The sequence below is a fragment of the Klenkia marina genome (genome assembly GCF_900101025.1).
Classification (GTDB): domain Bacteria; phylum Actinomycetota; class Actinomycetes; order Mycobacteriales; family Geodermatophilaceae; genus Klenkia; species Klenkia marina.
Genome location: NZ_FMUH01000002.1, coordinates 638,459 through 655,988, shown reverse-complemented (window position 1 = coordinate 655,988; position 17,530 = coordinate 638,459). Strand labels below are relative to the sequence as shown.

At 75.1% G+C, this 17,530-nt stretch carries 18 protein-coding genes; 12 read left to right on the top strand and 6 right to left on the bottom strand.

Going from position 1 to position 17,530, the window contains the following annotated elements:
• Positions 1-96 precede the first annotated feature (96 nt).
• From BLP29_RS08315 to BLP29_RS08300, 4 genes are read right to left on the bottom strand one after another with little or no spacing between them, the layout of a single operon-like run.
• Positions 97-537 carry a thioredoxin family protein gene (locus BLP29_RS08315; RefSeq protein ID WP_243469788.1) on the bottom strand — a complete coding sequence of 147 codons (441 nt, stop codon included), beginning with the start codon at positions 535-537 and terminating at the stop codon, positions 97-99.
• 38 nt (positions 538-575) lie between these two features.
• Positions 576-1,262 (bottom strand): LmeA family phospholipid-binding protein, encoded by a 687-nt coding sequence (locus BLP29_RS08310; RefSeq protein WP_092802280.1) that lies wholly within the window; start codon positions 1,260-1,262, stop codon positions 576-578.
• 19 nt (positions 1,263-1,281) lie between these two features.
• Positions 1,282-2,103 carry a hypothetical protein gene (locus BLP29_RS08305; RefSeq protein ID WP_092802277.1) on the bottom strand — a complete coding sequence of 274 codons (822 nt, stop codon included), beginning with the start codon at positions 2,101-2,103 and terminating at the stop codon, positions 1,282-1,284.
• Positions 2,100-2,912: an alpha/beta hydrolase family protein gene (locus tag BLP29_RS08300; RefSeq protein WP_207798382.1), complete on the bottom strand. Its 813-nt coding sequence runs from the start codon at positions 2,910-2,912 to the stop codon at positions 2,100-2,102. The genes BLP29_RS08305 and BLP29_RS08300 overlap by 4 nt, the downstream gene beginning before the upstream one ends.
• Before the next feature lie 103 nt (positions 2,913-3,015).
• Between BLP29_RS08300 and BLP29_RS08295 the strand changes: the two genes are divergently transcribed.
• The 6 genes from BLP29_RS08295 (at position 3,016) to pstB (ending at position 8,978) form a co-directional block, all read left to right on the top strand.
• Positions 3,016-3,750 carry a winged helix-turn-helix domain-containing protein gene (locus BLP29_RS08295; RefSeq protein ID WP_092802274.1) on the top strand — a complete coding sequence of 245 codons (735 nt, stop codon included), beginning with the start codon at positions 3,016-3,018 and terminating at the stop codon, positions 3,748-3,750.
• A 32-nt stretch (positions 3,751-3,782) separates the two neighbouring features.
• The gene (gene mshD, locus BLP29_RS08290) at positions 3,783-4,721 is read left to right on the top strand and encodes a mycothiol synthase (protein WP_092802271.1); all 939 of its coding nucleotides are present in this window, start codon (positions 3,783-3,785) and stop codon (positions 4,719-4,721) included.
• A gap of 192 nt (positions 4,722-4,913) precedes the next feature.
• Positions 4,914-6,026 carry a phosphate ABC transporter substrate-binding protein PstS gene (gene pstS / locus BLP29_RS08285; protein WP_092802268.1) on the top strand — a complete coding sequence of 371 codons (1,113 nt, stop codon included), beginning with the start codon at positions 4,914-4,916 and terminating at the stop codon, positions 6,024-6,026.
• A gap of 111 nt (positions 6,027-6,137) precedes the next feature.
• Entirely contained in the window at positions 6,138-7,094 is a 957-nt protein-coding gene (pstC, locus tag BLP29_RS08280; protein ID WP_092802265.1) for a phosphate ABC transporter permease subunit PstC, read from the top strand.
• Positions 7,094-8,173: a phosphate ABC transporter permease PstA gene (pstA, locus tag BLP29_RS08275; protein WP_092802262.1), complete on the top strand. Its 1,080-nt coding sequence runs from the start codon at positions 7,094-7,096 to the stop codon at positions 8,171-8,173. The genes pstC and pstA overlap by 1 nt, the downstream gene beginning before the upstream one ends.
• Before the next feature lie 25 nt (positions 8,174-8,198).
• A complete protein-coding gene (gene pstB, locus BLP29_RS08270) occupies positions 8,199-8,978 on the top strand; it encodes a phosphate ABC transporter ATP-binding protein PstB (protein ID WP_092802259.1) in 780 nt (259 codons plus the stop codon).
• 116 nt (positions 8,979-9,094) lie between these two features.
• Here the strand turns inward: pstB and BLP29_RS08265 are convergent, their stop codons facing one another.
• Positions 9,095-10,735 (bottom strand): LytR C-terminal domain-containing protein, encoded by a 1,641-nt coding sequence (locus BLP29_RS08265; RefSeq protein ID WP_243469787.1) that lies wholly within the window; start codon positions 10,733-10,735, stop codon positions 9,095-9,097.
• A gap of 576 nt (positions 10,736-11,311) precedes the next feature.
• Between BLP29_RS08265 and BLP29_RS08260 the strand changes: the two genes are divergently transcribed.
• Positions 11,312-12,190, top strand: coding sequence for a hypothetical protein (locus BLP29_RS08260; protein WP_092802256.1), 879 nt, complete (start codon positions 11,312-11,314; stop codon positions 12,188-12,190).
• Positions 12,191-12,220: 30 nt separating this feature from the next.
• Here BLP29_RS08260 and BLP29_RS08255 read toward each other — a convergent pair whose 3' ends face one another.
• Positions 12,221-12,430, bottom strand: coding sequence for a hypervirulence associated TUDOR domain-containing protein (locus BLP29_RS08255; protein ID WP_092802253.1), 210 nt, complete (start codon positions 12,428-12,430; stop codon positions 12,221-12,223).
• A 320-nt stretch (positions 12,431-12,750) separates the two neighbouring features.
• Here BLP29_RS08255 and BLP29_RS08250 point away from each other — a divergent pair, with 320 nt between their 5' ends.
• The 5 genes from BLP29_RS08250 (at position 12,751) to BLP29_RS08230 (ending at position 17,461) form a co-directional block, all read left to right on the top strand.
• On the top strand, positions 12,751-13,536 hold the full coding sequence (locus BLP29_RS08250; protein WP_092802250.1) for a siderophore-interacting protein: 786 nt from the start codon (positions 12,751-12,753) through the stop codon (positions 13,534-13,536).
• A gap of 111 nt (positions 13,537-13,647) precedes the next feature.
• The gene (locus BLP29_RS08245; protein WP_092802247.1) at positions 13,648-14,370 is read left to right on the top strand and encodes a response regulator transcription factor; all 723 of its coding nucleotides are present in this window, start codon (positions 13,648-13,650) and stop codon (positions 14,368-14,370) included.
• 92 nt (positions 14,371-14,462) lie between these two features.
• Positions 14,463-15,935 carry a sensor histidine kinase gene (locus tag BLP29_RS08240; RefSeq protein ID WP_243469786.1) on the top strand — a complete coding sequence of 491 codons (1,473 nt, stop codon included), beginning with the start codon at positions 14,463-14,465 and terminating at the stop codon, positions 15,933-15,935.
• A gap of 24 nt (positions 15,936-15,959) precedes the next feature.
• The gene (locus BLP29_RS08235) at positions 15,960-16,685 is read left to right on the top strand and encodes a PaaI family thioesterase (RefSeq protein WP_092802244.1); all 726 of its coding nucleotides are present in this window, start codon (positions 15,960-15,962) and stop codon (positions 16,683-16,685) included.
• On the top strand, positions 16,682-17,461 hold the full coding sequence (locus tag BLP29_RS08230; RefSeq protein WP_092802241.1) for an inositol monophosphatase family protein: 780 nt from the start codon (positions 16,682-16,684) through the stop codon (positions 17,459-17,461). Before BLP29_RS08235 ends, BLP29_RS08230 begins: the two co-directional genes overlap by 4 nt.
• Positions 17,462-17,530 lie beyond the last annotated feature (69 nt).

The window sequence follows — 17,530 nt, the reverse complement described above, 5'->3', positions numbered from 1 at the left end:
GGGAGGACCGACACAGGCAGCTGCCCAGACGGCACAGGTCGACTGTGCGTCGCTGAGTCAGCAGGGTGCCCACGGCGGGGAGGGTAGCAACACCCATCACACGGCCCCCGTCGCCGGGGCGTGCGCGGCCACCAGGGCGCGCAGCTCGTCGGGCCGGGGAGCGCCGCTGCTGCGCCCCAGCAGGGCACCGCTGCGGTCGAGGTAGAACAGCGTCGGGGTGCGCCGGACGTCCAGCGCCCGCACGGCCTCGAGCTGGCTCTCGGCGTCGACGTGGACGGCGGCGAGCCCCGGGTGGCTGGTCCGCAGCTGCTCCAGGCGGGCCTTCGTGGCCCGGCACGGCGCGCAGAACGCGGTGGCGAACTGGACCACCGTCAGGTCGGCGTCCTCGGGCCGCACGCCCAGGGAACGCAGCACCTCGAGCTCGCTCACGCCTGCTCCCGTCGTCCGTACCGCACCGCTGCGGGTGCGCAGCCACCAGGCGGCCACCCCTGCGACGAGCAGCGCCAGGCCGAGCACGAGCGCACCGGTCGCGTCCACGAGAGGACCCAACACGACCGGGACGGTGCGGATTCCCGCTACTGCAGGACGACGTCGGTGGCCGCCACGGTCACGTCCACGCCGCCGTCGGTGACCTGCAGACCGGTGACCTGCAGACCGAAGGGCAGCGCGGGCAGCGCGTACCGGAAGTCCAGCAGGTCCTGCGCCTGCTCCACCACGACGTCGGGCACGTCGATGCCGGCCCCGGCGGCGGAGGAGACGTCGACCACGAGGTCCTGGCCGTCGAGCGTCACGGTGCCGGTCGCGGTGAGCGGGACCGTCTGCCCGAGCACCTCGACGGTCTTGGTGATGCGCAGCCCGTCGCCCTCGCGGGTCAGGGTCGTGTCCCCGCCCAGCTGCGCGGCGAGCAGGTCGAGGGGCACCGAGGCCTGCCCGTCCACGCGCTCGACCGGCAGCTGCTGCACCCGGCCACCGAGGACGTCGGACAGCGGCAGCTGCACGCCCCGCAGCGAGACGTCGGCACCGGTGCCGGCCGGCTGGCCCAGCTCGTCGGCGGTCAGCGAGATGCGCACGTCGTCGTAGCGGCCGGCCACGGCCTGGGTGAGGAACGGGAACCCGGTGATGTCGACGTCGGGCTCGCCCGCCAGCCCGCCCTGCTGCGCCACCTGCGCCGCGACCTGGTCCTCGGCGACGACCACCGCGACGCGGTCGGCGGCCACGAGCAACCCGAGCAGCACGAGGACGGTGATCAGCAGACCCTTCACCGGGCCCACTCTCCCAGGGCTACAGGCTGGTCTGCAGCGCCAGGAAGAACGCCACGGGCGCGGCGGCGGCGAACGGCAGCACGGCCTGCACCAGCGGCAGCGCCCACCCGCGCTGCGGCCGCTCGGCGACCACGTAGGAGGCGCCGACGGCGACCAGCACGGCCACCGCGGCGATCGCGGCCCCGTAGGTGGCCGCCGACAACGCGTCGAGCAGGTCACCGGGCTGGCGGCGCAGCAGGGCCACCCCCACCCCCGCGAGGACGGCGAGCACCAGGCCCGGCAGCCCGCGGGGCACCCCCGGGGCGAGGGCCGGACGGGGCAGGGCGAGGTCGACCAGGTGGCCCACGACCAGGGCGGCACCCACCACGAGCACCGCCGTGGTGGCCAGCCGCGGGCCCTCGGGCGTGCGTCCGAGGGCGAGCAGCACCGACAGCGCCACCACCGCGCACACCAGCAGCAGGACGCCGGCCAGGGAGGCCACGAGGTAGCGCCGCGGGGCGGGGCGGGCCATCTGGTGCACCACCGACAGCAGGAAGCCCGGGCCCAGCACCAGCAGCAGGAGGCCGAGGTCGGGACGCTCGGGCAGCCCCATCAGCAGGTCGGCCCCCGCCGCGGCCAGGACCCCGATGCCCAGCGACCCGACGAAGCCGCGGATGCCGGTGGCCAGCACCCACGCCGCGACCAGCGCGACCTGGAGCGCGACGACGGCGGCCAGCCGACCGGTGTCGCCGAGGACCGCCGGCAGGCCGACCAGCAACCCGGTGCCCACGAGGGCCGCGCCGGCCGCCGGTACGTGGTGGGCCGTGCGCGGCAGCTCGGCCTCCAGCGTCGCGTGGCTCACGGAGCCGGGTGCGCGTCGGCGGTGGGTGCGGTCACCGCGCCATGCTCGCAGAGCGGCTCGCGACCGACCGCCTCCCGCGCCCAGCGGCCGATGCGCTCGGCCAGCGGGCCGCTCATGCCGTTCTCCGCGTGGCCCATGCCCGGCACCACCCACACCGTGGCCGCCGGGCCCGCGGCCCGGGCGAGGGTGCGGGCGTGCTCGAGCGGGAAGTAGGCGTCGCGGTCGCCGTGCACCAGCAGCAGCGGGGTGGGCGCGATCCCGCTCACCACCTGCACCGGCGCGGCCGGGTTCGCCGGCCACGGCGGGGCCAGGCGCACGCCCATCACCCGTGCACCCAGCCGCCGCCCGGTGGCCGTCTCCAGCAACCAGTGCACCCGGCGCATGGGCGGGGTGTCGCGCACGAACCAGCGGGAGACGGCGCTGACGGCGACCACCGCGTCGGGCCGGTGGTCGCCGATCGCCGCCTGGCGCAGCACCGCACCCCCGCCCATCGACAGCCCCACCGTGACGACCCTGGTGGCCCCGTCGGCCCGGGCGGCGCGCACGGCGGCGTCCACGTCGAGCAGTTCGGCGTCCCCGCCCGCACCCGACGCACCGCCCGAGCGGCCGTGCCCGCGGAAGTCCAGCCCGCGCACCTCGCCGAACCGGCTCAGGTACCCGGCCAGCCGCAGGAAGGGGGCCCGGGCGGTGGAGTTGGTGAAGCCGTGCGCGAGCACGAACGTCACGGGCCGTCCACCCGGGCGCGCCGGGACGCCGGGACCGGCCGGCACCACGATGCCGTGCAGCGCCACCCCGTCGTCGGTGGTCACCGTCACGTCACGTCGGGGTATCGCCGGGGTCACACCTCGCCGCACGTCCGATATCCTGCCGGTTCACCCGACACCGACGTCGACGGACCCGCGAGGAGACCGCATGCGGCTCGTGCTCATGACTTCGGCCCGTCAGGCGACCACCGAGGTGCTGCCCGCCCTCGGTCTGCTGCCCCACCAGGTGCGCGTCGTCGCCCCCGAGCTGTCCAGCCTCCTCGACGGCGACGCCGGCGACGTGGTCCTGGTCGACGCCCGCCACGACCTGGTGCGCGCCCGCACCCTGTGCGGCCTGCTGGCCAGCACCGGGGTGGCCGCCTCGCTCGTCGCCGTGCTGTCCGAGGGCGGCCTGGTCGCCCTGTCGGCCGACTGGGGCGTCGACGACGTCGTGCTCGACACCGCCGGCCCGGCCGAGGTCGACGCCCGCCTCAAGTGGGCCACCGCCCGCCGCACCGCGGCGAGCACCCCGAGCGCCGCCGACGAGGGCGGGGTCACCAAGGCCGGTGAGCTGGTCATCGACGAGCACAGCTACTCCGCGAAGCTGCGCGGGCGCCCGCTCGACCTCACCTACAAGGAGTTCGAGCTCCTCAAGTACCTGGCCCAGCACCCCGGCCGGGTCTTCTCCCGCGCCCAGCTGCTGCAGGAGATCTGGGGCTACGACTACTTCGGCGGCACCCGCACCGTCGACGTCCACGTCCGCCGGCTGCGCGCCAAGCTCGGCACCGAGCACGAGGCCCTGATCGGCACCGTGCGCAACGTGGGCTACAAGCTCGACCAGCAGGTCGCCGACGCCACTGCGAGCTCCGCCGCCGAGACCGCCGACACCCCGGCCGTCCCCTGACCGAGCACCGGCACGACCCGCTCCCGGACCGCATGACCGCTGTCCCGGTGGACGTGCTGCCCCGGGCCGAGGGGGCGGCGTTGACCGGCGCCCTCGAGCTGGTCGCCCTCGCCGCCGAGGTCGACGGCGTGCGCCCGCTCAGCGAGGAGGCCGAGCTGCGGTTGCGGCACGGCGGCCCGGACGGCGGGCGCGACGTGCTGTTCGGCCACGCGGTCGGCGCCGCCGCGTACGCCCGGCTCGACCGCGGCGACGACGGCTGGCAGGCCGAGTTCGTCGTCCACCCCGAGCTGCGCCGGCGTGGGCTCGGCGGCACGATGGCCGCGAAGCTGGAGGAGCTGGCCGGCGATGCCCCCCTGGCGGTCTGGGCGCACGGCGAACTGCCGGGGTCCGCGGAGCTCGGTGCCGCCCGCGGGTGGACCCGGGCCCGCACGCTGCTGCAGATGCGCATGCCGCTGACCGGCGTCGACCCCGACCCGCGGCCCGCGCTGCCCGACGACGTCCTCGTCCGGCCGTTCCGGCCCGGGGTCGACGAGCAGGCGTGGCTGGCGGTGAACGCAGCCGCCTTCGCCCACCACCCCGAGCAGGGCGGCATGACCCGACGCGACCTCGAGCTGCGCGAGGCCGAGGCGTGGTTCGACCCGCAGGGCTTCCTGCTCGCCTGGCGGGTGGCCGGCGACGGCACCGAGACCCTGCTGGGCTCGCACTGGACCAAGGTGCACCCGGCGGGCGAGACCGGCGACGAGCCCGTCGGCGAGGTGTACGTGCTCGGCATCGCCCCCGAGGCGCAGGGTCTGCGGCTGGGCCGGGCGCTGACCGACCTGGGCCTGGCGCACCTGCGTTCACGGGGCCTCGCGGAGGTGCTCCTCTACGTCGAGGAGGACAACGTCCCGGCCGTCTCGCTGTACGAGAGGTCGGGGTTCAGGCGCTACGCCGTCGACGTCCAGTGGCACCGGGCCGCCCCGCCGGCTTGAGCCGAACCGGGTGAGTTCACCTGGATGCCGTGACCTGTACCTCACCCCGTGCACCAAGCCTCGGACGCCGTTCACCCGGCGTTCACCGAGCGAGCCGGATCCGTCCACCTCTGCTGCTTAGCGTCCTCGTCTGTTGGACCTCACTGCCCGGCACCGACGTCCGGGCACCACCAGTCGAAAGGCCCTGAGTCGATGCTCAGCACCAAGACGCGCGCCGTGACCCTGTCCGCGGCGTTCGCCAGCACCCTCGCGCTCGCCGCTTGCGGCGCCTCCAACGAGGGTGGCACCACCGACTCTTCCGGCGCGGGCTCCAGCCAGGAGCAGCTGAACGGCACCCTCAACGGCGCCGGCGCCTCCAGCCAGCAGGCCGCCATGCAGGGCTGGACCGCCGGCTACTCCTCCATCCAGTCCGACGTCACCGTGAACTACGACCCGGTCGGGTCCGGCGGCGGCCGCGAGCAGTTCATCTCCGGCGGCGTCGACTTCGCCGGCTCGGACGCCGCGCTGAAGGACGACGAGCTCACCGAGGCCGAGGCCCGCTGCGGCACCGGTGGCGTCTTCGAGCTGCCGAACTACATCTCCGCCATCGCCGTGGTCTACAACCTCCCCGGCGTCGACGAGCTGAACCTCTCCCCCGAGGTCGTGGCCGGCATCTTCACCGGTGCGATCACGACGTGGAACGACCCGGCCATCGCCGCGGACAACGAGGGCGTCGACCTGCCCTCCACCACGATCACCCCCGTGCACCGCGCCGACGACTCGGGCACCACCACGAACTTCACCCAGTACCTGAACGCCGCTGCGCCCTCGGTGTGGACCAGCGAGCCCGACGGTGAGTGGCCGCTGTCCGGTGGCGAGGCCGCCAACCAGACCTCGGGCATGATCTCCGCGGTCCAGGCCGGCGAGGGCGCGATCGGCTACGCCGACGAGTCGCAGGCCGGCGACCTGGGCGTGGCCAAGATCGGCGTGGGCGAGGAGTTCGTCGCCCCCTCCCCCGAGGCCGCCGCGGCCGTCGTCGAGGGCTCGGAGCTGCAGTCCGGGCGCGGTGAGTACGACTTCGCCTACGACATCAACCGCACCACCACCAACGCCGACGAGTACCCGATCGTCCTCGTCAGCTACCACATCGGCTGCGTCAGCTACGACGACGCCGCCCAGGCCGACCTGGTGAAGTCCTTCCTCGGCTACGTCATCAGCGAGGACGGCCAGCAGGCCGCCGCCGACGCCGCGGGCAGCGCCCCGATCTCGGACTCCCTGCGCGAGCAGGCCCAGACCGCGGTCGACGCCATCACCTCCGGCAGCTGATCCACCGCGGGCGGCCCGGGCGCACACCGCGCCCGGGCCGCTCGCGCACCGGGCAACGGCGCCCCAGGCACACCCCACCCCACCCAGCTCGACCGCACGCTCGGAGTCCCCGTGACCTCGCTCGACACCAAGCCCCGGAAGGCCGACAAGCCGGCGCGCGCCGTCCGCAGCGCCGGCGACCGCACGTTCGCCGGCCTGTCCACCGGCGCCGGCATCCTCATCCTCGTCGTGCTCGCCGGGGTGGCCGCGTTCCTGATCGCCGAGTCGCTGGACGCCATCTCCGCGCCCGCCGCCGAGGTCCCCGGCGGGGAGGGCGTGTGGAGCTACGTCGGACCGCTGGTGTTCGGCACCCTGCTGGCCGCCGTCATCGCCCTGCTCGTGGCCACGCCGCTCGGCGTGGCCATCGCCCTGTTCATCACCTACTACGCACCCAAGCGCATCGCCGCGACGCTGGGCTACCTCATCGACCTGCTGGCCGCGATCCCCAGCGTCGTCTACGGCTTCTGGGGCCTGGCCGCGCTGGCGCCCTCGCTGGTGCCCTTCTACGCGTGGGCCGAGCGCAACCTGGGCTTCCTGCCCTTCTTCGCCGGGCCCGCCTCGGTGACCGGGCGCACCATGCTCACCGCCGGCCTCGTGCTGGCGATCATGATCCTGCCGATCATCTCGGCGATCAGCCGAGAGGTGTTCTCCCAGGCCCCGGCGCTGCACCGCGAGGCCGCCCTGGCCCTGGGCGCGACCCGCTGGGAGATGATCAAGATGGCGGTGCTGCCCTACGGCAAGTCGGGCGTCATCGGCGGCGCCATGCTCGGTCTGGGCCGCGCGCTCGGCGAGACGCTGGCGGTGGCGATCGTGCTCTCGGTCTCCGGTGGCATCACCTTCGACCTGATCAGCTCGTCCAACCCCTCGACCATCGCGGCCAACATCGCGCTGCAGTTCCCCGAGTCCTCCGGGCTCGACGTCAGCACGCTGATCTTCACCGGCCTCGTGCTGTTCGTCATCACCCTCGCGGTCAACATGCTCGCCCGGTACGTGGTCAACCGCCGGGCCGACTTCTCCGGAGCGAACTGATGAGCACCGCCACCCCCGTCCGCCCGGAGGCCCCCGAGCCCCTGGCCCCCGCCGTGCGCCAGCGCCGCGGGCTGCCCCGCTTCGGCGGCACCGCGGTGTTCGCCGCCGGGCTCGCGCTCGCCGCCGTCCTCACGGCCGCCTCCGGCTGGTCCTGGGGCCTGTTCGCCGTCCTCGGCATCGTGCTGGGCTGCCTGGTCACCTACGTCGTCTCCCGGGTCGTCGAGGGCCGCCGCAAGGCCACCGACCGCCTGGTGACCGCTCTGGTCAGCTCCGCCTTCGCCGTCGCGATGGTGCCGCTGGTCTCGCTGATCTACACGGTGGTCAGCAACGGCGTCGGCCGGCTCGACGGCACGTTCTTCAGCAACTCGATGGTCGGGGTCGTCGGCGAGGGCGGCGGTGCCTACCACGCCATCATGGGCACGCTGATCATCACGGCCCTGGCAGCGGTCATCTCCGTCCCGGTCGGGCTGCTGGCCGCCATCTACCTGGTCGAGTACGGCAAGGGCCGCCTGAAGAAGGTGCTCACCTTCTTCGTCGACGTGATGACCGGCATCCCCTCCATCGTGGCCGGCCTGTTCGCCTACGCGCTGTTCGCGATCTTCTTCGGCCCCGGCATCCGGTTCGGCCTCGGCGGCGCCGTCGCGCTGTCGGTGCTGATGATCCCGGTCGTCGTCCGGTCCTCGGAGGAGGTGCTCAAGCTCGTCCCGAACGAGCTGCGCGAGGCCTCCTACGCCCTCGGCGTCTCCAAGTGGCGCACGATCCTCAAGGTCGTCGTCCCCACCGCGATCGCGGGCCTGGGCACCTCGGTGACGCTGGCCATCGCCCGCGTGATCGGCGAGACCGCGCCGCTGCTGGTGATCGTCGGCATCACGGCCGCCACCAACTTCGACCCGTTCGACGGCCGCATGGCCACCCTGCCGGTCTACGCGTACTACCAGCTCACCCAGCCGGGCGTGCCGCCGGAGTTCGGCATCGAGCGGGCCTGGACAGCCGCTCTGGTGCTCATCATCATCGTCATGGCCCTCAACGTCGTGGCCCGCCTGATCAGTCGTTTCTTCGCCCCCAAGACCGGTCGCTGACCGAGGAACCAGGAGCACACCAGACATGGCCAAGCGCATCGACGTCTCGGACCTGGACATCTTCTACGGCAACTTCAAGGCCGTGGAGGGCGTCAACGTCTCGATCGAGCCCCGCAGCGTCACGGCGCTCATCGGGCCCTCGGGCTGCGGCAAGTCCACCTTCCTGCGGTCGCTGAACCGCATGCACGAGGTCATCCCCGGCGCCCGCGTCGAGGGCAAGGTCGTCATCGACGGCCAGGACCTCTACGGCTCCGACGTCGACCCGGTCGACGTCCGCCGCCAGATCGGCATGGTGTTCCAGCGCCCCAACCCGTTCCCGACGATGTCGATCTACGACAACGTCGTCGCCGGCGTGCGGCTGAACAGCAAGAAGATGAAGAAGAACGACCTCGACGACCTCGTCGAGTCCTCGCTGCGGGGCGCCAACCTCTGGAACGAGGTCAAGGACCGCCTCGACCGCCCCGGCTCGGGCCTGTCCGGTGGCCAGCAGCAGCGCCTGTGCATCGCCCGTGCGATCGCCGTGCAGCCCGAGGTCCTGCTCATGGACGAGCCCTGCTCGGCCCTGGACCCGATCTCGACGCTGGCCATCGAGGACCTCATGACGGAGCTGAAGGACCGCTTCACCATCGTCATCGTCACGCACAACATGCAGCAGGCCGCCCGCGTCAGCGAGCAGACCGGCTTCTTCAACCTCAACGGCGTGGGTCAGCCCGGTCGGCTCATCGAGTTCAACCCGACCGAGAAGATCTTCTCCAACCCCGACCAGAAGGCCACCGAGGACTACATCTCCGGCCGCTTCGGCTGACCGAAGGACCTCGTCGCTCCCACGACACGCTGCGCGCGCCGCGGGATCCCGGGACGAGGCCGTTCCAGCACCTCACCGGGCCCCGTCGACCTGCTGGTCGGCGGGGCCTCGTGCTGTCAGCCGCAGGTGGCGGTGCGCTCGGCGGGGGACGGCGCGATCCCCGGCACCTCGGCGCCGACCGCCACCGGCACGACCGCGAGGTCGGGGCCGGCCACCACCAGCTGGATCGACCCGCCGGTGGCGCTGCTGGGCTCGAGCACCGCGCCCGGCACCGCCGCGGCCACCGCGCGCGCCTGCTCGACCAGCTCGGGGGCGTAGCGGACGACGCTGACGGGGGTGGCCGCGGGCTCCGGGACGACCGCGGGGACGACGAAGCCCTGGCCGGCCAGCGCCGATGCCACCGCCGCGCCGGGACCCGCTGCGGGGTCGGCGGCACCGGAGGCGTCGAGCACCTGCACGGGGATGCCGGCGGGCGCCACGGACACCACCGCAGCCGTGCCCGCCGCGGGGTCGGCCGCCGGGGGGACCTCGACCGGCTCGGGCAGCTCCCCGGTGGACAGCAGCGACTCGACGAGGGCGCGGGTCGCGACGTCGTCCAGCAGCACGCGCGCCTCGGTGCCGCCGGCGGGCACGTAGCCGACCCGCAGGACCGGCAGCTGCGTGCGTTGCACCGCGTCGGCGGGCAGGTCGCGCAGCGTGCTCGCCAGCGAGCGCAGGGCGCCCAGCGACGTGTCCTCGTCGAGGGTGAGGGCGTCGGCGGCCGACACGAGCACGGACGTCGCCCGCACCGGGTTCAGCGCCATCGCGAGGTCGGCGACGGGCAGCCCGTCGGTCGGGCACGACGCCGGGGCGTCCAGCTGGGCCAGGTCGACCTCGAGCAGGTGGTCCACCCGCAACCCGGTCACCTGCTGCACGGCGCGCACCAGGCACGACGGGCCACCCTGCAGGTAGGAGGCGGTCACGGTCTCGGTCGTGGGCGCCCGCACCGCGCCGCCGGCGTCCCGGCACTCCGGGGTGTCCACCAGCGTGGTCGGCGGGACGTCGACGACCACGGCCGAGGCACCGTCCTGGGGCACCCGCAGCAGACTGGGTGCGACCCGGCCGTCCCCTGCGCCGAGCACCAGCCAGGTGGTGGCGGCGTCCTGCAGCTGGGGGGCGAGGACCTCGGGGCCCTGCGGGCTGAGCGCGGCGACGCGGTCCATCGTGCGGTCGGCGTAGAAGTACAGACCCACGTAGTAGCCGGCCACCAGCCCGACCAGGACGCCCAGCACCACGGCGACCCGCACCAGGCGCCGCAGCAGCGGGCTCATCGGGGCGCGGGGGGCCTTCGGCAGCGGGACGTCGCGGCCGGGGATGGGCGGCAGCGGCGTGGCCGCCCGCTGGCCGGGCAGGGGGGGCACCGGGGCGGAGTGCCGGACGGCGCGCTCCGTGCCCGGCAACGGCGGCACCGGCGCCGAGGGCCGGTGCGACCGGTCCTCGGCGGGCCCGGTCACCGTCGGGGCGGGTGCGACCTCGGCTGCGGCGGCCCGGGTGGCCCGCTCGGTGCCCGGCAGCGCCGGCACCGGCGCGGAGGTGCGGACCGCGTCGGACTCGGGGACCGGCGGCAGCGTGGGCCGCGGGCCACCGGTCTGCGCCGGGAGGGAGCTGGTGGCCGGCGCCTGCACGATGCCCGATGCCGGGAGCTCGCTGGTGGCCGGCGGGGCCGGCACCGGCCCGGCCACGGGAGCGGGTTCGGCCACGGGAGCGGGTTCGGCCACGGGAGCGGAGTGCGCCACGGGAGCGGGTTCGGCCACGGGAGCGGGGTCCGCCACGGGCGGGGCGGGGGGCAGCGGCAGCCGGTGCACCGGGTCGGCGTCCACCGGGGCCACGGGGAGCGGTCGCGGAGCCGGGGGCGGCGTGCTCGGTCGGGCCGACGGGGGCGGGGTGGTCGTGCTCGGCCGCGGAGCCGACGAGGACGGCCGGGACGGCGGTGCCGCGGCGGCGGTGCGTCGGTCGGCCCGCCGGCGGCCGGGGGCGGCGCTCGTCCCCCGTGAGCGGGCCAGCAGGGCCTCGACCGTGAGCTGGGCGTCGGTGGCCGCGCCGCGGACCCGGGCAGGACCCGAGGGGTCGGCTGCGGGACCGCTGTCGGGTCCCCCGCGCCTGCCCTCGTCCGCCACCGGTGTCCGCACCTCACATCGTGGTCCCCGCGCGCACGCAGCGTCCGGGCACGACCACGATACGGCTCGAATCGCAGCAGTGTGATTCCCACGCCGAGTGATCGCCTCGTCGACAGGCCGTCATGTCGACCTCCGGCGCCGTCGCGCACCGGCACCGCCCTGCGTAGCGTCGGCCCGGTGAAGCTCCCGATCCCCGGCCCCGCCGACCTGTTCGCCGCGGCCGAGGGGTTGCGCGACCTGGTCACCGAGTCCCTCGCCCTGGTGCCCCGGGTGGTCACCGCGGTCGGCCAGGCCGAGCTGCTCATCGACCGGGTGTCGGTCCTGCTGGCCCGCGTCGAAGCCGTCGTCGACCGCGCCGAGGACGCCGTCGCTGCGGTCGACGGCACCCGGGAACGCGCCGACGCCGCCATCCGCGGCATCCGGGAGACCCGCGGCTCCGCCGACGCCGCCATCCGCGGCATCGAAGAGACCCGCGGCTCCGCCGACGCCGCCATCCGCGGCATCGAAGAGACCCGCGGCTCCGCCGACGCCGCCATCCGCGGCATCGAGGACACCCGCGGCGCCGCCGACGCCGCCATCCGCGGCATCGAGGACACCCGCGGCGCCGCCGACGCCGCCATCACCGGCATCCAGGACACCCGCGCGGCGGCCGACGGGCTGGTGGCCGAGGCCCGCGCGACCCGGGGACGGGCCGACGAGCTGGTCGCCTCCGCCGGGGGTCTGCTGGACCGCGCCACGCCCCTGGTCACCGCCTACGAGCCCGCGCTCGCCAAGCTGGCGCCGCTGCTGCAGCGGTTCGCCGACGACCTCGACCCGGCCGAGGTCGAGGCCTTGGTGCACCTGGTCGACCGGCTGCCGGCCCTGGTCGGGCACCTGGACGACGACGTCCTGCCCGTGCTCGCCTCGCTGGACGGCGTCGCCCCCGACGTCCACGCCCTGCTGGACACCGTCCAGGACCTCCGCGAGCTGGCCAAGGGCTTCCCCGGCTCCAAGCTGTTCCGCCGGCGGGGCGCGGAGGAGATCGCCGAGGAGGAGGCCGACCAGCGCCGCCGCTGACCGGCGGCGGCGCTGACCGCCGCTGCCGGGCTACTGCTTGTCGAGGGCTTCGGGCTTGTGCACGGCCTTCTTGCCCGACTTGTCGCTCTTCACCTCGTACTGCGGGTCGTCGTCGCTGGCCTTCACGGTGCGACCGGCGGCCTCGGTGTCGTCGGTGATCTTGCGGGTGACGGTCCCCTCGGTCTCGGTGCCGTGGGTCTTCCAGGTGACGTCGTCACCCTTCTTCAGGTCGTCGCTCATGGGGTCCTCCTCGGATGCGGTGCCGGGGAGTTATCCGGCAGGGCCTGGCCGCACACCTGATGACCCCCGCGGCCTGCGGAAGCGCCGGTGTCACCCCACCGGGTGAGGTCGCCGACCACAGGGGTGCCCCCGGCGCCGCGGCTCACGTAGCGTGGTCACCAGGTCGGAACGGCGGACATCGGCGCAGCTCCGAGCGCCGGCGCCCTCACTCTCGGTGAGCCCGACCCCGCGATCGCCGACCCGGTCGTCCCCTCCCCCGGGACCGGCCGGGTCGGCCCGTCCCGGGCCCTGGTCGGCGCACCGATCTAGGCTGGCCGGTCGTGACCGACCCGCCGTCCCGCCCCGTCGACGTCCTGACCGTGGTGGCCGCCCGCGCCGTCACGCCCGCCGTCCGCAGGGTGACCCTGCGCGGCGCACCCGAGGTGGTCGCCGCCGCGGAGCCCACGCTCGCCCTGCTCGTCCCCCGGGTCGGCGACCCGGCACCGCACTGGCCCGACGTCGCACGCGACGGCCGCATCGTGTGGCCGCAGGGCAGCCACGGCGTCAGCCTGCGCAGCTACACCGCCCGCCGGCAGGACCCCGTCACCGGCGAGCTGGACATCGACTTCGTGCTGCACGGCGACGGCCCGGCCGCGGCCTGGGCAGCGGCCGCGGCCCCGGGCGCCGTCCTCGGGGTGGCGAGCACGGCACCGCTGGGTCTGCGCGACGACGGCCCGCCATCGGGCTGGCTGCTGCTCGCCGGCGACGAGACCGCCCTGCCGGCGATCGCGCGCATCCTCGGGGCCGCGACGTCCGGGACGCGCGGCGTGGCCCTGCTCGAGGTGGCCGGCGCGGCGGAGGAGCAGGAACTGCCGGCCCCGCCCGGCGTCGAGGTGCGCTGGCTGCACCGCGGGGACGCCGAGCCCGGGGTGACCTCACCCCTGGCCGAGGCCGTCGCCGCCCTGCAGCCGCCCGGGTCCGACGACGTCTTCGCCTGGGTGGCCGCCGAGTCCGCGGCGGTGCGCACGATCCGGGCAGACCTGCGCAGCCGGTGGGGGCTGGGCCGGGCGGGCCACCACGCGATCGGGTACTGGCGACGCGGCCGGGCGATGTCCCCGGCCGGCTGATCGACCAGGATTCGCAGCGTCCTCACAGGTACCCTCCAGAACCAGCTCAGCCGCTGTGCCCACGCTGTGCCCATGACGACGACGGCGCCAGAGCGGTCCCCGGGAGGACAGATGTCGGCGAGCACGGGGCAGCGAGCGCCGGAGGCACGCCTGCTGGTGGTCGACGACGAACCCAACATCCGCGAGCTGCTCTCGGCCAGCCTGCGCTACGCCGGGTTCGAGGTGGCCACCGCGGCCGACGGCCAGCAGGCCCTCGCAGCCGCGGCGCAGTTCCGCCCCGACCTGCTCGTGCTCGACGTGATGATGCCCGGCCTCGACGGCTTCGGCGTCGTCCGGCGGTTGCGGCAGAACGGCACCCACACCCCGGTGCTGTTCCTCACCGCCCGCGACGCGGCCGAGGACAAGGTCTCCGGGCTCACCCTGGGCGGCGACGACTACGTCACCAAGCCCTTCAGCCTCGACGAGGTGCTGGCCCGCATCCGCGCGGTGCTGCGCCGCACCCAGGGCGCCCGCACGGTCGAGGAGGCGCCCCGGCTGGTCTTCGCCGACATCGAGCTCGACGAGGAGTCCCACGAGGTGCTCAAGGCCGGCGAGCTGATCAGCCTGTCGCCGACGGAGTTCAAGCTGCTGCGCTACCTGATGAGCAACCCGGGCCGGGTGCTGTCCAAGGCGCAGATCCTCGACCACGTGTGGAACTACGACTTCAACGGCGAGGCCAACGTCGTCGAGTCCTACATCTCCTACCTGCGCCGCAAGATCGACACCACCGAGCCCCGCCTGCTGCACACCCTGCGCGGGGTCGGCTACTCGCTCCGCCTGCCGCGCGGGAGCTGACGATCAGCACCCCGGACAGCAGCACGACCGTCGAGACGGGCGGGGAGACCACCTCCCCGCCCGTCCGGCCGTCGCGGCCCCTGCACCCCCGGGTGCCGCTGCGGGTGCGGTTGGTCGCCCTGCTGATCCTGCTGGTCACGGCCGCGCTGGCCGTCACCGGCCTCGTGGCGACGTCGCTGCTGCGCAGCTACCTGGTGAGCCAGCAGGAGGAGCAGCTCCGCGAGGCCTCGGCCGCCTACGTGCAGAACCCCCAGGCGACCCTCGAGTACTGCAACCGGCCCACCCGGATCCCCAACCAGAACCTGCTGGCCTGCATCGACAGCAGCGGGGCCGGCGTCATCGTCGCCGGCGGCAACGTCGCCGGCGAGGGCGGCACCGCGACCGACGTCCCCGACCTGTCGGGCATCGACCCCGGGTCGATCGCGTCCTACGACGACCAGCCCTTCACGCTGCGGGCGAAGGACGGCAGCACCACGTGGCTGCTCCTGGCCGCCGCCGTCACCCCGGACGAGGTGGTCATCACCGGCATCGACCTGGCCGTCGACCAGCAGACCCTCGGGCGCCTGGTCGGCATCCAGCTCGTGGTCGGCGTGCTCGTGCTCGTGGTGCTCGGCGTCGCCGGCTACCTCGTGGTGCGCAGCTCGTTGCGGCCGCTGGTGGAGGTCGAGCACACCGCGGCGGCCATCGCCGCCGGCGACCTCTCGCAGCGCGTGCCCGAGGGCGACGAGCGCACCGAGGTCGGCCGGCTGGCGAGGGCGCTCAACGGGATGCTCGGCCGCATCGAGGGTGCCTTCCGGGCCCAGGCGGCCAGCGAGGAGCAGGCACGGGCGAGCGAGGAGCAGGCCCGCACCAGCGAGACGCGCATGCGCCGCTTCGTCGCCGACGCCAGCCACGAGCTGCGCACCCCGCTGACCTCGATCCGTGGGTTCGCCGAGCTGCACCGGCAGGGCGCCTACGCCGACCCCGCCGAGACCCGGCGGATGATGGGCCGCATCGAGTCCGAGGCCGCCCGCATGGGCTCCCTCGTCGAGGACCTCCTCCAGCTGGCCCGGCTGGACCAGCAGCGCCCCGTCGACGCGCTCCCGGTCGACCTGGGGGAGCTGGCCGCCGACGCCGTCCACGACGCGCAGGCCGTCCAGCCCGACCGCCCCATCACGCTGGCGATGGACGACTCCCTCACCGACCTCCCCGTGGTGCTCGGCGACGAGGGCAGGCTGCGCCAGGTGCTGGCCAACCTGGTCACCAACGCGCTCACCTACACCCCGGTCACCGCCCCGGTCACCGTGCGGGTCGCCGAGGACCCGGGCGACCCCGACGTCGTCCTGCTCGCCGTCGCCGACGAGGGGCCGGGACTGGCCCCCGAGGACGCCGAGCGGGTCTTCGAACGCTTCTACCGCGCCGACGCCTCCCGCACGCGCGAGGTGGGCGGCAGCGGACTGGGGCTGTCGATCGTGTCCGCCCTGGTGGCCGCGCACAACGGCACCGTCGAGCTGTCGACCGCCCCGGGCGCGGGCGCCACCTTCACCGTGCGCCTGCCCCGCACGGGGCCGACCGGTCAGGACTGACCGGGCGGGTGTGAGACTCGCGGGGTGAGCACACCGACTGCCTGGGGCGCCGGCTCCGACGCCACCGAGCCCGACCCCGAGCTGCTGGCCGCGGTCACCGAGCTGGGGGCCGCCGTCCGCGAGCTGCTGGAGACCTCGGTCGCCACCACCGTGCCGGCCGGCGAGCAGGCCGCGGTCGCCGCCGGGGTGCGCGAGCTGACCGCCCGCCTGGCCGCGTCGACCCGCGACCGCCACACGCTGTCGGCCCTCGACGACCTGCCGACCTTCCGGCGCACCTACTCCCCCGTCACCGGCACCGGCCACGGGTTCGCCCCGCCGGTGCGGTTCCGCCGCGAGGGCGGCGTCGTCGTCGGGGAGGCCACCCTCGGGCTGCGGCACGAGGGCCCGCCCGCGCACTGCCACGGCGGGGTGAGCGCGCTGCTCATGGACCAGCTGCTGGGCAGCGCCGCCTTCCTGGCCGGTCGGTGGGGCATGACGGCCCACCTCGGCCTGGAGTACCGCGGCGCCGTGCCGCTGCAGACCCCCGTCGTGCTCACCGCCCAGGTCACCGAGGCGTCGGGCCGCAAGACGGTGGTCGCCGGCACCATCGCGCTGGCCGCCGAGCCCGACCGGCACCTGGTCCGCGGCGAGGCGGTGTTCGTCTCCCCCCGAGCCGAGCTGCTCGAGCGCTACTTCGGCGAGCTCACCACCGCCGACGGGGCGCCCGCGCCCGGCCACGGGCACGCCGCCACCGACGGCACGGCGCCGTGAACGACGTCGAGCTCGCCGCCGCGGCCGCCCGCGCCGCCGCCGACGTCCTGCTCTCCCTGCGCACCGGCACCGCGACCGGCACCGCTCTGGGCGACGCCGGGGACGCCGCAGCGCAGCGGGCCATCGCCGCGCTGCTGGCCGAGCACCGCCCGGACGACGCCGTGCTCAGCGAGGAGGCCGCCGACGACCACGCGCGGCTCACCGCCGACCGGGTGTGGATCGTCGACCCGCTCGACGGGACCAAGGAGTACCGCGCGGGCGACCGGCACGACTGGGCCGTGCACGTGGCGCTGTGGGAACGGCGGTCGGGGGGCAGGGCCGGTGACGCAGTCGGTGACGCAACCGGTGGTGACCTGACGGTGGCCGCCGTGGGGCTGCCCGCGCTCGGCGAGGTCGTGGTGACCGACCCGGCGCCCGTCGTCCCGCCGGTACCCGACGGGCCGCTGCGGGTGGCGGTGTCCCGCTCGCGGGCGCCCGAGGTCTCCCGGGCCGCCGCCGCGGCACTGGACGGCGTGCTGGTGCCGCTCGGGTCGGCCGGCTACAAGACGCTGGCCGTCGTGCGCGGCGAGGCCGACGCCTACGTGCACGCCGGCGGGATGCACCAGTGGGACTCGGCGGCGCCGGTCGCCGTGGCGCGTGCGGCGGGGCTGCACACATCGCGGCTGGACGGCTCGCCGCTGGTCTACAACGCCGCCGACACGTGGCTGCCCGACCTCGTGGTGTGCCGCCCCGAGCTGGCCGCCCGGGTGCTGGCTGCGGTCCGTCCGGGGGCATGACGGAGACTGGTCGCCGGAATCCCCACCACGTCGGTGTGGTTGGGGGAGTGGACCGTCGTCGAGCACCCC